The organism is Microbacterium sp. Leaf161 (assembly GCF_001423645.1).
GTDB lineage: Bacteria > Actinomycetota > Actinomycetes > Actinomycetales > Microbacteriaceae > Microbacterium > Microbacterium forte.
Genome location: NZ_LMOW01000001.1, coordinates 1,502,897 through 1,515,568, shown reverse-complemented (window position 1 = coordinate 1,515,568; position 12,672 = coordinate 1,502,897). Strand labels below are relative to the sequence as shown.

The window sequence follows — 12,672 nt, the reverse complement described above, 5'->3', positions numbered from 1 at the left end:
TCCCGGTATTAGAATGGGCACATGATGGTTCGCATGCCACTGACTCCCGCCGAGGTCGAACGCGGAGAGCGTCTCGGCGCCCTGCTGCGGCGAGCGCGCGGCGAGCGGTCGATGCTGAGCGTCGCCCTCGACGCGGGTGTCTCACCCGAGACTCTGCGCAAGATCGAGTCGGGTCGGGTCGCGACTCCCGCCTTCTCGACCATCGCGGCGATCGCCGGTGTGCTGCACCTCTCGCTCGATTCGGTCTGGGCCGAGATCGAGCCGCCGGTGCACGCGATCGGTCGTGCGCAGGTCGCGTCCTGAGATGGCGAATGCGCTGATCACGGGAAGCTCGCGAGGCATCGGTCGCGCGGTCGCTCAGGCGTTCGCTCGCCGAGGCGACCGTGTCGTCGTGCACTACGGCCGCGATCGGAGTGCCGCAGAGCAGACTCTCGCCTCACTCGAGGGATCGGGTCACGCGGTCATCGGCGGCGACCTCGGGGATCCGGTCGAGGCGCAGCGCGTGGTCGAGGAGGCCGTCGCCGCCCTGGGTTCGCTCGACATCGTCGTGAACAACGCCGCGGTCGCGCCGAGCGTGGCCAACGCGCATCGCGTCGACTCGGCGTCGTATGCCGAGTGGCAGGCCGCCTGGTCTGCGATGGTGTCGGTCAACCTGCTCGGGGCATCGAACGTGACGATGCTCGTCGCGCAGCACATGATCGAGCGCCGATGCGGCGGGGCGATCGTCAACGTCGGGTCGCGGGGAGCGTTCCGCGGCGAGGCCGAACACCCCGCATATGCCGCGACGAAGGCCGGGCTGCAGGCGTTCGGCCAGTCGATGGCCCTCGTTCTCGCCCCGCATGGCATCTCGGTGACCGCCGTCGCTCCTGGAATGGTGGCGACCGAGCGACAGTCGGCGAAGCTCGAGAGCGAGCAGGGCGACAGCATCCGCGGGCAGAGCCCGTTCGGTCGCGTCGGCACTCCCGAAGAGGTGGCGGATGCCGTCGCCTACCTCACGTCACCCTCGGCGGTGTGGGCCTCGGGCGCAGTGCTCGACCTCAACGGGGCGTCGTACTTCCGCTGAGTTCGCCGCTCCCTCGGCCCCGCACCACCTCGGGCTCGCACACCCTCGGGCACACACCCTCGGTCTCGCACACCCTCGGGAGGAGATCTGTCCGTGGGGAGGAGACTTCGCGCGAATCTCTCCTCCCGAGGGGCAGATCTCCTCCCGGCGGCGAGCTCGCTCCGCGCGCGCGGCCCGGCGTTCAGGCCCGGAGAACGGACTCGAGCAGCCCAGGGAACAGCGCATCGAGATCGTCTCGCCGCAGCGTCAGCAGCCGTCGCCGACCGTTGGCCTCGTTGCGGATCACACCCGCCTCACGCAGCACCTTCATGAAGTGCGACTTGGTCGACTTGGGGAGGTTCGGATCGGTCGAGTGGCACGCGGCCATGTCGAGTGGACCGTCGGCGAGCTGCCGCGCGATCGCCAGGCGCTCGGGGTCACTGAGCGCGAAGAGCACGTCGGTGAGCTGAATCTCGGAGCGATCCGGGTGCGGGAGTTCGCCTGGCATGGTTCGAGAATAGTTGAACAATCCGTGGAACGCGAGTACGCTCCGATAGTTCGATGATTCTCGAACTCAGGACTCGAGACCGACCCCGCGGGAGCACGCATGACCACCACGGCACCGATCACCACGACCCCGGGGGTCAGCATCCGCCATCCGCCGCCCGCGGTTCGGATTCGCGCTGGCGATTGTGACGCAAATCGCGATGATGACCGGCGCGAGCGCTCCCTCGCCGTTCTATCCGGTGCTCGCCGCCGAGATCGGATTCGACGCGATCGTCATCAGCGCGGTCTTCGCCGTCTACGCGGTCGCACTGCTGCTCGCGCTGCTCTCGACCGGCTCCCTCTCCGATCACATCGGACGCCGTCCCGTCGCGATCGGCGGCCTCCTGCTGCTCGCCGGCAGCATGCTGCTCTTCTGGCACGCCGACTCGGTCGCGACCCTGATGCTCGCGCGCATCCTGCAGGGTGCCGCGAGTGGTGTGCTCATCGCAGCACTCTCGGCCGCTGCCCTGGATCTCGCACCCGGCGGACGCTCGAGGGTCGCCGCCCTCTGGAACGCCCTCAGCCCCGGAATCGGCCTGGCGCTCGGCGCGCTCGTCTCGGGCATCGCACTCGATGTGACCGGCCAACCGCTGCTCGACGTCTTCGCACCGCTCACCGTCATCTACCTCGTGCTCGCCGCACTGTTCTTCCTCGCACCCGAGACTGCACCGCAGCATCCTGGGGCGTGGGGGTCGCTGAGTTTCCGGCTGTCGGTGCCCGCCGGCATCCGCTCGGACTTCTGGCGGGGCACACCGGCGATCATCGCCGGGTGGGCGACGGGCGGGCTCTTCCTCTCGCTCGGCGCCAACATCGTGCGCACCGAGCTCGGCGGCGAAGCGCATGTCTGGCAGGGCCTCGCCGTCGCGATGCTGGCGGGCATCGGCGCGATCACCGCATTCGTGTTCCGCAATCGCCGACCGCGCACCTCTGTGATCTTCGGCACCGCGGCTCTCGCGACCGGCACGGCGCTGTCGCTCATCGCGCTCGGCGTCGAGTCGCTCCCCTTCTACCTCGCCGCGACGGCTGTGACCGGCATGGGCTTCGGCACCGCGTTCTCCGGAGTCGTCGCCTCACTCGCACCGCGCATCCCCGCCACCGATCGCGCCGACACTTTCGCCGTGATCTACCTGCTCGCGTACCTCGCATTCGGCGCGCCGGCCGTCGTCGCCGGAACCCTGGTCGGCGTGTTCGGGCTCGGCGCGGTGTGCGTGGGATACGGGGTCGTGGTCATCGTGCTCGCGGTGGTGGCCCTCGTGCTGCGGGTACGCCGCGCGGAGTAGGCGGGCGCGGGGTTGGCGCGCGCGGGCCCTCACTCCTTCGCGAGGCCGCATCGGGGCGCACATCGGGAGGACCCGCATCACAAGGTGCTCACCTCGTCGGGAGGAGAACTGCTCCTGGGGAGGAGACTTCGCGCGAATCCCTCCTCCCGAAGGGCGGATCTCCTCCCCGAAGGGCAGATCTCCTCCCGAAGCGCCGCGTTCCCGCGGGGCTCACAGCCCCCTTCGGGAGCCCGCATCGGGAGGACGCGCATCACGAAGCCCCCACTCCCTCGGGAGGAGTCCTGCTCCTCGGGAGGAGAACCGCTGCGGAGAAGATCTGCTCCTGAGGAGGAGACTTCGCGCGAATCTCTCCTCCCGAACGGCGGATCTCCTCCCGAAGCGCCGCGTTCCCGCGGGGCTCACAGCCCCCTTCGGGAGCCCACATTGGGGGGACCCGCAGCACAAGGTGCTCACCTCTTCGGGAGGAGAACTGCTCCTGGGGAGGAGACTTCGCGCGTATCTCCTCTCCCGAAGGGCGGATCTCCTCCCGAAGCGCCGCGTCCCGCATTCGCCGACTTCCCCTATCGAACGATTAACGATAGATTTCTGTTGTTGGTCGATGAGAGGTGGAGTCATGGGGAAGTCGACGATCGTCGTGTTGAAGGTCGTGATCGTGGTGGCGCTGATCGGATCCGTGGCGGTGCAGGCGCTCATCGTGCCGCTGCTGTGGATCGACCTCGCGGCCGAAGAGCTGTGGGGCCGGATCGCCCTCGTGTCGATCGTGGTTCTCGGCGTCGGCACCCTGCAGGTCTTCGGCATCTGCGTGTGGATGCTGCTGACGAAGGTGCGCCGCGGATCGATCTTCTCGAGCTCGTCGTTCCGCTACATCGACGTGATCATCGGAGCGATCCTCGTGGCCGCGGCACTCACCTGGATCCTCGCGGCGATACTCGCACCGGGCTCTGCCGCACCGGGCCTGGTGGCGCTCATCGGGGGCGCGGGCGTCGTGCTCGCCGGCATCGCCCTGCTGGTCGTCGTCATGAAGGCGCTGCTGCGGCAGGCCATCGAGCGCGACAACGAAGCACAGTCGCTGCGCTCGGAGCTCGACAACGAGGTGATCTGATGCCCGTCGTCGTCGACATCGACGTGATGATGGCGCGGCGCAAGATGGGCGTCGGCGAGCTGGCAGAGCGCATCGGAATCACCCCCACGAACCTCGCGGTGCTGAAGAACGGGCGCGCGAAGGCCGTGCGCTTCTCGACCCTCGACGCTCTGTGCGAGGTCTTGGAGTGTCAGCCGGGCGACATCCTGCGCTGGGAGGCGTGAGGGTCGGGAGGCCTGCGACGCGGATGCGACGCACGCGCAGCATCGGATGCCGGATGCCTACCGCCCCGCGAGCAGCTCCCGCAGCCGTTCGGCCTCGCCCTCGGCCATCCCGTATCCGTGCTCGGGCCCCGGGTACACGCCCTCGCGCACCTCGCTCGCATACGCCGCGACTCCGGCCACAGACACAGACCGCACATCGGCATAGCGCTTGACGAACTTGGCGACCCCTCCGGCATAGATCCCCAGCAGGTCGTGGAAGACGAGCACCTGGCCGTCGGCATCCGCTCCGGCTCCGATGCCGATCAGCGGAATCCGCAGCAGGGGTGCGAGCGCCGCGGTGACCTCCGACGGCACCGCTTCGATGACGATCAGTGAGACTCCGGCGTCCTGCAGGGCGAGCGCATCGTCGATCACGGTGAGTGCGGCGTCGGCGGTGCGTCCCTGCGCGCGGTATCCGCCGAGCGACGTGGCTGTCTGGGGCGTCAGCCCGACGTGCCCGACGACGGGGATTCCGGCATTCACGAGCGCGCGGGCACGATCGACCGTGGCACCGCCGCGTTCGATCTTGACGAGGTCGACTCCCGCCTCTTTGACGAAGCGCTGCGCGGTCGCTATGGCGATCTCGTCCGACGCCTCGTACGACCCGAAGGGGAGATCGCCGACGAGCAGCGGCGTGGTGAGTCCTCGCCGCACCGCCTTCGTGAGCATCAGCATCTCGTCGGTCGTGACGGGCACCGTGCTGTCGTAGCCGAGCACCGTCATCGCGGCCGAGTCGCCGACGAGCACCATGTCGACGCCTGCCTCCTCGACGATCTGCGCGCTCGGAAAGTCGTACGCGGTGACCATGACGATGGGTTCGCCGGCATGCTTCTTCACGTCGAGATCGCGCAGGGTGAGGCGCTTGGTCGGGGCGGCGTGAGCGCTCATCGGGTCGCCACCAGTTCACCGACGGCGTCGTCGACGCGGACGATGGCGTTCGACCCATCCACGTGCACGACGACGGGTTCGTAGTCGGCGAGGTCTTCGGGCGAGTAGTCGGCATAGGAGATGACGATGATCGTGTCGCCGGTGTGCACGAGGCGGGCGGCGGCACCGTTGACCTGGATGACGCCGGACCCACGTTCGCCGACCAGCGTGTACGTCTCGAAGCGCGAGCCGTTGTCGACGTCGACGACGTGCACCTGCTCGTGCGACAGGATGTCAGCGGCCTCGAGCAGGTCGGGGTCGACGGTGATCGACCCGACGTAGTGGAGGTCACTGCCCGTGACGGTGGCGCGGTGGATCTTCGACTTCAGCATGGTGCGTCGCATCAGGCATCGCCCTTTCCGTCGGTGGTCGTGCTGGTCTCGGTGGTCTCGCTGGTCTCGGTGGTCGAGGTGAGAGTCAGCAGGTGGTTGTCGATCAGCCGGGCAGCGCCGACGCGCGCGGCGACGAGCAGCAGCGCGTCCCGGTCGACCACCGCCACCGGCCGCAGGGTCTCGGCATCCCGGAGTTCCAGGTATTCGGCGTCGATTCCGGCCGCCGAGAGCACAGCGTGGGCGGAGGAGAGGATGCTGTCGCCGTCGCGCTCCCCCGATCGGTGCGCCGCGTCGGCGGCGTCGAGGGCGCGGTTGAGCGCGGTCGCCTGTGCGCGAGCATCCGCGTCGAGGTAGACGTTGCGCGAGCTCATCGCGAGCCCGTCTGCTTCGCGCACGATCGGGCACGCCACGACGCGCACGTCGAGGTCGAGGTCGCGCACGACCCGGCGCACGACCAGCACCTGCTGCGCATCCTTCTGACCGAAGTAGGCGACGTCAGGCTGGACGATGCCGAACAGCTTGGTGACGACGGTGGCGACGCCGTCGAAATGGTGGGGTCCGCGGCTCGCTCCGTCGAGCACCTCGGTGATGTCCGCGACGTGGATGTTCGTGGCGAACCCATCGGGGTAGATCTCGGCCCGATCCGGTGCGAACAGGATGTCGACGCCCTCGGCCTCGGCGAGCGAGGCGTCGCGGGCCTCGTCGCGCGGGTAGGTGCTGAGGTCTTCGTTCGCGGCGAACTGGGTCGGATTGACGAACAGCGAGACGACGACGAGGCCGTTCTCCGTTCGCGCTGCCCGCATGAGCGAGAGGTGCCCCTCGTGGAACGCGCCCATCGTCGGCACGAGTCCGACCGACCGGCCCGCTGCCTTGGCGTCGCGCACCGCGGCCCGCACCTCGGCGATCGTGCGGAGGATTCTCATGCCTCGGGCTCCTCGGTGGTGGCGGTCTGTTGGGTGGCCGCGTGATCGGCGGTCTGTGTGGCGGTCGTCTGTGGCGCGCGTCCCGCGACCGCGCGGGTGGCGGCGGCGAGTGCGTCGAAGAGGTCTCGGTAGTCGCCGGATGCCGCGCGCTGCCGTGCCACGGTGGTCTCGTCACCGCGCGCGATCGGCCCGGTGAGCGAGGATGCCGCGCCGCGCGCCGCCCAGTTGTCGACCGTCTGTCGCACGAGTGGTGCGAGGTGGGCGCGGTCGACGCCTGCATCCTTCGCGAGGTGTTCAGCGGCATCGAGCACGGTCAGCACGAAGTTCGAGGCGAAGGATGCGGCGGCGTGATACTCCCCGCGGTGGGCGTCGTCGATGTGGAAGGGGTTCGCACCGATCACCCGCGCGAGCGCTTCAGCCGTCTCGAGCGCCTCGGGCGTGCGCCCATCGACGGCGACGCCGATGCCGCGGAAGACCTCGCTCGCCTCCTTGCCGGTGAAGGTCTGGAGCGGGTGGAGGCTGAAGTCGACGTCGGTGAGCGGCGTCGCACCGGAGACGTGCGCCACCAGCCGCGCGTGGGGGCGGACGGCGAAGGCCACCGCTGCGATGGCGGAGTCCGGGACGCAGAGCAGCGCGATGTCGGCATCCGGCATCGAGTCCTCCCGGCGTAGAGGCCCCCGGACGACAAGGCCCGCCGCGCGCAACGCCCGCGCGAGTACGCCGCCGAGACGGCCGGCGCCGACGATGGCGATGGTCGTGTCAGGGGCGAGAGCAGGGGTTCTGTGCATGTCGATTCCCGGCCGAGACGTGCGGCGCGGATGGGATGAGTATCCGCCCGAGACGGGGTGCGCGCAAAATCTGAGAGCGATGTGCACACCGTTTCGCGTGTGCGGGTTGCAGAAATAATCAACTATCACGCTAGCAGCCGTGCTTATTGATTCGGCTCGACTTCCGCCCGGTCGTTGAGCGAGGTCGGCGAAGCCGCCCGAGACGAGACGCCCCGAACGCTGCGATGCCGCAGTCCCGAGTTACAGGTAGTACGTGCGCGAGAGCAGTTCACCGTCTTCGCGGACCCACTCGATCGTGACGCTGCGCACCGCTGGACCTCCCAGAGTCCGACCCAGAAGCACCTCGAACGACGCTGTCGGCGGCACGGCGAGCGGAAGCTGCTCGCTCAACGTCGCCTCGATGCCGGCCGTCGCCGTGATGCCTGACACGGTCAGAACCTCCCCGCTCGTGTTGCGGAAGCTCCCGACCCGTCCATCGCTGCGGAACATCCACGGCTCCGGCTCGGCAACCGACGACGCCCGGAGGCTGCGGCCACCCGGCTGTGCCGTCGGCTCGCGGTTGAGCGCCTCCCCGATCTCGCGCACCCCGCCCTTCGCCGAGAGGCTGTTGATGAATGCGATGACAGCGACGGTCGACGCCGCGATGGATGCCACGGCGCCGAGCCACGAGGGCACGACGACGCCCCAGAAGTCGGTCGGCACGGGTTCCATGACCGCACTCTATCCGCGGCCGCCGACACCGGACAGGGGCGGCCTGCTCGATGACGGGCCCTCGCCGCGTTTCGTCTCAGTCGACTTCGTCGTCTTCGCTCAACGACCGGGGACGTCGCTCAACGACTGGGGACGTCGCTCAACGACCGGGGAACGGCAGGCCCCCGCATCCGCCGTACCCTTAACTGTTCTGCCCCACCCCCGGGCACCTTCTCTGGAGCATCCCCATGTCTGCAACTGCGGTCGACGATCGTGCCCGCTATCGGGCGAACCCGACGGTTCTCGAAGCGCTGAAGAGTCCGAGGATGCTGACGCGCGAGGTGCTCGCGGGTCTGGTCGTGGGTCTCGCGCTGATTCCCGAGGCGATCGCGTTCTCGGTGATCGCGGGCGTCGACCCGAAGGTGGGACTCTTCTCGTCGTTCATCATGGCGGTGTCGATCGCCTTCCTCGGTGGGCGTCCGGCGATGGTGACCGCGGCGACCGGAGCCGTCGCGCTCGTGATCGCCCCGGTCGCGCCGACGTATGGGATGGACTACTTCATCGCGACGGTGATCCTCGCCGGCATCTTCCAGGTGATCCTCGGGGTGCTGGGGGTCGCGAAGCTGATGCGCTTCATCCCCCGCAGCGTCATGGTCGGGTTCGTGAACGCGCTGGCGATCTTCGTGTTCAGCTCGCAGTTCCCGCAGCTGATCGATGCGCCGTGGCTGGTCTACCCGCTGGTCGCGCTGGGAATCATCGTGATGATCGTGATGCCGAAGATCACCACGATCGTGCCGGCACCGCTCGTGTCGGTGATCATCGTGACCGCTGTGGTGATGGCGTTCGCGATCACGGTGCCGACGGTCGGCGATCAGGGCGAGCTGCCCAAGAGCCTGCCCGAGCTGTTCATCCCGAACGTGCCGCTGACGTGGGAGACGTTCACGATCATCGCGCCGTTCGCGCTCGGGGTGGCGCTGGTCGGACTCATGGAGTCGCTGCTCACCGCCAAGCTCGTCGACGAGATCACCGACACCCACTCGAACAAGACGCGGGAGTCGTGGGCTCAGGGCGTGGCGAACATCCTCTCCGGAACCTTCGGAGGCATGGGCGGATGCGCCGTCATCGGCCAGACCATGATCGGCGTCAAGGCCTCGGGCGCGCGCACCCGCATCTCGACGTTCTGCGCCGGCATCTTCCTGTTCCTGCTGGTCGTCGTCTTCGGCGACTTCGTCAGCACGATCCCCATGGCCGCCCTCGTCGCCGTGATGATCATGGTCGCCATCGGAGCGTTCGACTGGCACAGCGTCAAGCCGTCGACCCTCAAGCGGATGCCGAAGAGCGAGACGTTCGTGATGGTGGCGACCGTCGTGCTCGTGCTCATCACCCACAACCTCGCGGTCGGCGTCGTCGGCGGAGTGCTGGTCGCGTCGGTGCTGTTCGTGCGGAGGGTCGCGCATTTCGTGTCGGTGAGCCGGACCCTGTCGGATGCCGGCGACGCCGTCACCTACACGGTGACCGGCGAGCTGTTCTTCGCCTCGAGCAACGACCTGACGACCCTGTTCTCGTACCCGGAGGATCCCGACCGCGTCGTCATCGACCTCACCGGATCGCACATCTGGGACGCCTCGACGGTCGCAGCTCTGGATGCGATCGAGACGAAGTACACCGCGCTCGGCAAGACGGTCGAGATCATCGGGATGAACGACAGCAGCCAGCGGATGCGGGGAAGGCTCACCGGCGGGTTCGAGTAGCACCGCGCCGAGCATCCCCGGTCGTTGAGCGAGCACGGCGGAGCCGCGCGAGACGAAACGCACCTCACCGGGTCCGTCGGGCCACCACGTTTCGTCTCAGGCGACTACGTCGTCTTCGCCCAACGAACGACAGGCGCCCGTTCAGCGCACCAGAGAGGGCCGCTTGCTGTCGAACTGCCAGCCGGGCACGAGGTACTGCATGCCGATGGCGTCGTCCCTGGCTCCCAGCCCGTGTTCGACATACAGCTCATGCGCCTCGGCGAGCCGAGCGCGGTCGATCGTCACGCCGAGCCCCGGGCGGTCGGGCACTCGCACCGCCCCGTCTCGGATCTCGGGCGCATCGACCGTCAGCTGCTGGCCGTCCTGCCAGATCCAATGCGTGTCGAGTGCCGTGATCTCGCCGGGCGCCGCTGCGCCGACCTGTGTGAACATCGCCAGCGAGATGTCGAAGTGGTTGTTCGAGTGCGACCCCCACGTCAGGTCGAAGTCGTGGCACAGCTGCGCCACCCGCACCGAACCGGCCATGGTCCAGAAATGCGGATCCGCGAGCGGGATGTCGACGGCGTCGGAGCGGATCGCGTGCGCCATCTCTCGCCAGTCCGTCGCGATCATGTTCGTCGCTGTTCGCAGGCCGGTGCGGCGACGGAACTCCGCCATCACCTCTCGACCCGAGAATCGGCCTTCCGTGCCGCACGGATCCTCGGCGTAGGCGAGCACATCGGCCAGGCGGCGGCCGATGCGCACCGCGTCCTCGAGCAGCCACCCGCCGTTCGGGTCGAGCGTGATGCGCGCTTCGGGAAACCTCTCGGCGAGCGCGGTGACGACGTCGGCCTCGACCTCGCCGTCGAGCACGCCGCCCTTGAGCTTGAAGTCCGAGAACCCGTAGCGCGTCTGCGCGGCTTCGGCCAGGTGCACGATGCCATCGGCCGTCATGGCCTCTTCGCGCCGCACGCTCTCCCACCCGTCGCCGCTCTCGCGCAGATAGGGGAGGTCGGTGCGGTCAGCATCGCCGATGAAGAACAGATACCCCAGCATCGGCACGCTGTCGCGCTGCTGGCCGTCGCCGAGAAGCTCCGCGACCGGCACGCCGAGGTGCTGGGCGTGCAGATCGAGGAGCGCCGACTCGATGCCGGTGACGGCGTGCACGGTCGTGCGCAGATCGAACGTCTGCAGCCCACGACCGCCCGCGTCCCGGTCGGCGAAGCGGGTCGCGATCGCCCGTAGCAGCGAGCGGTATCGGCCGACCGGCTGGCCCGTGAGGAACTCCGCGGCCTCGGCGATGGTGCCGCGGATCGACTCGCCGCCGGGGACCTCGCCGAGCCCCTCCCGTCCGTCCGAGTCCGTCGCGATGACGATGTTGCGTGTGAAGAACGGCGCGTGCGCGCCCGAGAGGTTCAGCAGCATCGAGTCGTGTCCGGCGACCGGGACGACCTCGATCCTCTCGATCGTGGGCACGGAGGTCATGCCGACACCTCGCGCCGCCCGTCGACGAGACGCGACACGTGCCAGGGGTTGGCGTCGCGCAGCACCTCGGGGAGCAGTCCATCGGGGATGTTCTGATACGCCACCGGGCGTAGGAAGCGCTCGATCGCGAGGCTGCCGACGCTCGTCGTGCGCGAGTCGCTCGTGGCGGGGAACGGGCCCCCGTGCACCATCGCGTGCCCGACCTCGACCCCGGTGGGCCATCCGTTCGCGAGGATGCGCCCGACCTTGCGCTCGAGCACCGGAAGGAGCGCGGCGGCGAGCTCATGATCATCGGCGCTCAGCTGCAGCGTGGCGGTCAGCTGACCCTCGAGCCGTGAGGCGGCCTCCACCAGCTCGGCGGCGTCGCCGTAGCGCACCACCAGGGACGCGGCCCCGAAGATCTCCTCGTTCAGCACGGGATTCTCTTCGAACGACGAGAGCTCGGCGGCGTGGATCACCGGCGCCGGAGCGTGCGGCCCCTCGCCGTGGGTTCCCCGTGCGAGCACCTCGGCGTTCTCGTCTCTGGTCGCGACACCGTCGCGCCACGCGTGCGCGATGCTCGGCGAGAGCATGGTCTGCCCTGTGGCCGCACGCAGGGATTCCGACACGGCCCGCAGGAACGCTTCACCCTCGGGGCCACGAGGGACGAAGACGACACCGGGCTGCGTGCACAGCTGCCCGCTCGACCCCGTCGCACTCTGCACATACCCCGCGGCGAGCGCCTCGATGTCGCCGTGCAGGGCCCCCGGCAGGATGAACACCGGGTTGACCGAGCTCATCTCCGCGTATACGGGGATCGGCACCGGCCGCGCCTGTGCCGTGCGTACGAGCGCGAGACCGCCCTCGCGTGATCCGGTGAACCCGACGGCGTAGATGTCGGGGTCGGCGACGAGCGCCTGCCCGACGCTGCGTCCGGGGCCGAAGATGTGCGAGAACACTCCGGGGTGCAGTCCGTGCGCGTCGATGGCGCGTGCGATCGCCGATGCGACGAGCTCGCTCGTGCCGGGATGCGAGCTGTGCGCCTTGAACACGACCGGGCACCCGGCGGCCAAAGCGGATGCGGTGTCTCCCCCGGCAGTCGAGAACGCGAGCGGGAAGTTCGACGCCCCGAACACGGCCACCGGCCCGAGCGCGATCTTGCGCTGGCGGATGTCGACGCGCGGAAGAGGTGTGCGGTCCGGCTGCGCCGGGTCGATCCGCACGCCGCGGTGCTCTCCGGCACGCACGACGTCGGCGAACAGCCGCAGCTGCCCGGTGGTCCGAGCACGCTCACCGAGGAGTCGCGCCTGCGGCAACCCGGTCTCCTGCATCGCCCGCTCGATCAGCGTGTCGCCGATCGCGTCGATCTCGTCGGCGATCGATTCGAGGAACGCCGCGTGAGCGTCGGGGGCGAGTCGGGAGAACGACGTGAAGGCCTCGGCCGCGGCGGCGGTCGCCGCGCGGAGCTGCTCGACGTCGATCTGCGAGTAGGGGGGCTCGAGCTGCTCGTCGGTGGCCGGGGCGATGGCGTACAGCGCGGTGCCGGTGCCGGGCACCGAACGTCCGGCGATCGACGAATGCCCGGTGAGGATGGCGGTGGTCATGT

At 69.0% G+C, this 12,672-nt stretch carries 14 protein-coding genes; 6 read left to right on the top strand and 8 right to left on the bottom strand.

Translation table 11 applies throughout. The features are described from left to right. Positions 1–24: 24 nt before the first annotated feature. Positions 25–303: a helix-turn-helix domain-containing protein gene (locus ASF87_RS07445; protein ID WP_056376399.1), complete on the top strand. Its 279-nt coding sequence runs from the start codon at positions 25–27 to the stop codon at positions 301–303. A 1-nt stretch (position 304) separates the two neighbouring features. Further along, positions 305–1,063: an SDR family NAD(P)-dependent oxidoreductase gene (locus ASF87_RS07440; protein WP_200933707.1), complete on the top strand. Its 759-nt coding sequence runs from the start codon at positions 305–307 to the stop codon at positions 1,061–1,063. Positions 1,064–1,244: 181 nt separating this feature from the next. On the opposite strand, the gene ASF87_RS07435 is transcribed toward ASF87_RS07440, so the two are convergent. Next, positions 1,245–1,550, bottom strand: coding sequence for an ArsR/SmtB family transcription factor (locus tag ASF87_RS07435; protein ID WP_042540718.1), 306 nt, complete (start codon positions 1,548–1,550; stop codon positions 1,245–1,247). Between the two features lie 184 nt (positions 1,551–1,734). Between ASF87_RS07435 and ASF87_RS07430 the strand changes: the two genes are divergently transcribed. The 3 genes from ASF87_RS07430 (at position 1,735) to ASF87_RS07420 (ending at position 4,173) form a co-directional block, all read left to right on the top strand. Next, positions 1,735–2,868 carry an MFS transporter gene (locus ASF87_RS07430; protein WP_268776057.1) on the top strand — a complete coding sequence of 378 codons (1,134 nt, stop codon included), beginning with the start codon at positions 1,735–1,737 and terminating at the stop codon, positions 2,866–2,868. Between the two features lie 613 nt (positions 2,869–3,481). Further along, positions 3,482–3,970, top strand: a complete 489-nt coding sequence (locus tag ASF87_RS07425) for a DUF2975 domain-containing protein (RefSeq protein WP_056375328.1) — start codon at positions 3,482–3,484, stop codon at positions 3,968–3,970. After that, positions 3,970–4,173 (top strand): helix-turn-helix domain-containing protein, encoded by a 204-nt coding sequence (locus ASF87_RS07420; protein ID WP_042540715.1) that lies wholly within the window; start codon positions 3,970–3,972, stop codon positions 4,171–4,173. Before ASF87_RS07425 ends, ASF87_RS07420 begins: the two co-directional genes overlap by 1 nt. 57 nt (positions 4,174–4,230) lie before the next feature. Here the strand turns inward: ASF87_RS07420 and panB are convergent, their stop codons facing one another. The 5 genes from panB to ASF87_RS07395 all read right to left on the bottom strand — a co-directional run bounded on the left by panB (position 4,231) and on the right by ASF87_RS07395 (position 7,893). Then, entirely contained in the window at positions 4,231–5,100 is an 870-nt protein-coding gene (gene panB / locus ASF87_RS07415) for a 3-methyl-2-oxobutanoate hydroxymethyltransferase (protein ID WP_056375326.1), read from the bottom strand. Then, a complete protein-coding gene (gene panD / locus ASF87_RS07410) occupies positions 5,097–5,483 on the bottom strand; it encodes an aspartate 1-decarboxylase (RefSeq protein ID WP_056375323.1) in 387 nt (128 codons plus the stop codon). Before panD ends, panB begins: the two co-directional genes overlap by 4 nt. Next, entirely contained in the window at positions 5,483–6,394 is a 912-nt protein-coding gene (gene panC, locus ASF87_RS07405) for a pantoate--beta-alanine ligase (RefSeq protein WP_056375321.1), read from the bottom strand. Before panC ends, panD begins: the two co-directional genes overlap by 1 nt. After that, positions 6,391–7,182, bottom strand: coding sequence for a Rossmann-like and DUF2520 domain-containing protein (locus tag ASF87_RS07400; RefSeq protein WP_082508792.1), 792 nt, complete (start codon positions 7,180–7,182; stop codon positions 6,391–6,393). Before ASF87_RS07400 ends, panC begins: the two co-directional genes overlap by 4 nt. A gap of 240 nt (positions 7,183–7,422) precedes the next feature. Then, the gene (locus ASF87_RS07395; protein ID WP_056375320.1) at positions 7,423–7,893 is read right to left on the bottom strand and encodes a hypothetical protein; all 471 of its coding nucleotides are present in this window, start codon (positions 7,891–7,893) and stop codon (positions 7,423–7,425) included. Between the two features lie 227 nt (positions 7,894–8,120). Between ASF87_RS07395 and ASF87_RS07390 the strand changes: the two genes are divergently transcribed. Then, positions 8,121–9,623, top strand: coding sequence for a SulP family inorganic anion transporter (locus ASF87_RS07390; protein ID WP_056375318.1), 1,503 nt, complete (start codon positions 8,121–8,123; stop codon positions 9,621–9,623). Positions 9,624–9,764: 141 nt separating this feature from the next. On the opposite strand, the gene ASF87_RS07385 is transcribed toward ASF87_RS07390, so the two are convergent. Both ASF87_RS07385 and ASF87_RS07380 read right to left on the bottom strand, forming a co-directional pair. Next, a complete protein-coding gene (locus ASF87_RS07385) occupies positions 9,765–11,087 on the bottom strand; it encodes an enolase C-terminal domain-like protein (RefSeq protein ID WP_056375316.1) in 1,323 nt (440 codons plus the stop codon). Then, positions 11,084–12,670, bottom strand: a complete 1,587-nt coding sequence (locus tag ASF87_RS07380; RefSeq protein WP_056375314.1) for an aldehyde dehydrogenase (NADP(+)) — start codon at positions 12,668–12,670, stop codon at positions 11,084–11,086. The genes ASF87_RS07385 and ASF87_RS07380 overlap by 4 nt, the downstream gene beginning before the upstream one ends. Positions 12,671–12,672: the final 2 nt, after the last annotated feature.

Bases quoted from the DNA above. Each gene is read 5' to 3' on its own strand.
- ASF87_RS07445 (WP_056376399.1), top strand. From the start codon at position 25: ATGGTTCGCATGCCACTGACTCCCGCCGAGGTCGAACGCGGAGAGCGT.
- ASF87_RS07440 (WP_200933707.1), top strand. From the start codon at position 305: ATGGCGAATGCGCTGATCACGGGAAGCTCGCGAGGCATCGGTCGCGCG.
- ASF87_RS07435 (WP_042540718.1), bottom strand. From the start codon at position 1,550: ATGCCAGGCGAACTCCCGCACCCGGATCGCTCCGAGATTCAGCTCACC.
- ASF87_RS07425 (WP_056375328.1), top strand. From the start codon at position 3,482: ATGGGGAAGTCGACGATCGTCGTGTTGAAGGTCGTGATCGTGGTGGCG.
- ASF87_RS07420 (WP_042540715.1), top strand. From the start codon at position 3,970: ATGCCCGTCGTCGTCGACATCGACGTGATGATGGCGCGGCGCAAGATG.
- panB (WP_056375326.1), bottom strand. From the start codon at position 5,100: ATGAGCGCTCACGCCGCCCCGACCAAGCGCCTCACCCTGCGCGATCTC.
- panD (WP_056375323.1), bottom strand. From the start codon at position 5,483: ATGCGACGCACCATGCTGAAGTCGAAGATCCACCGCGCCACCGTCACG.
- panC (WP_056375321.1), bottom strand. From the start codon at position 6,394: ATGAGAATCCTCCGCACGATCGCCGAGGTGCGGGCCGCGGTGCGCGAC.
- ASF87_RS07400 (WP_082508792.1), bottom strand. From the start codon at position 7,182: ATGCACAGAACCCCTGCTCTCGCCCCTGACACGACCATCGCCATCGTC.
- ASF87_RS07395 (WP_056375320.1), bottom strand. From the start codon at position 7,893: ATGGAACCCGTGCCGACCGACTTCTGGGGCGTCGTCGTGCCCTCGTGG.
- ASF87_RS07390 (WP_056375318.1), top strand. From the start codon at position 8,121: ATGTCTGCAACTGCGGTCGACGATCGTGCCCGCTATCGGGCGAACCCG.
- ASF87_RS07385 (WP_056375316.1), bottom strand. From the start codon at position 11,087: ATGACCTCCGTGCCCACGATCGAGAGGATCGAGGTCGTCCCGGTCGCC.
- ASF87_RS07380 (WP_056375314.1), bottom strand. From the start codon at position 12,670: ATGACCACCGCCATCCTCACCGGGCATTCGTCGATCGCCGGACGTTCG.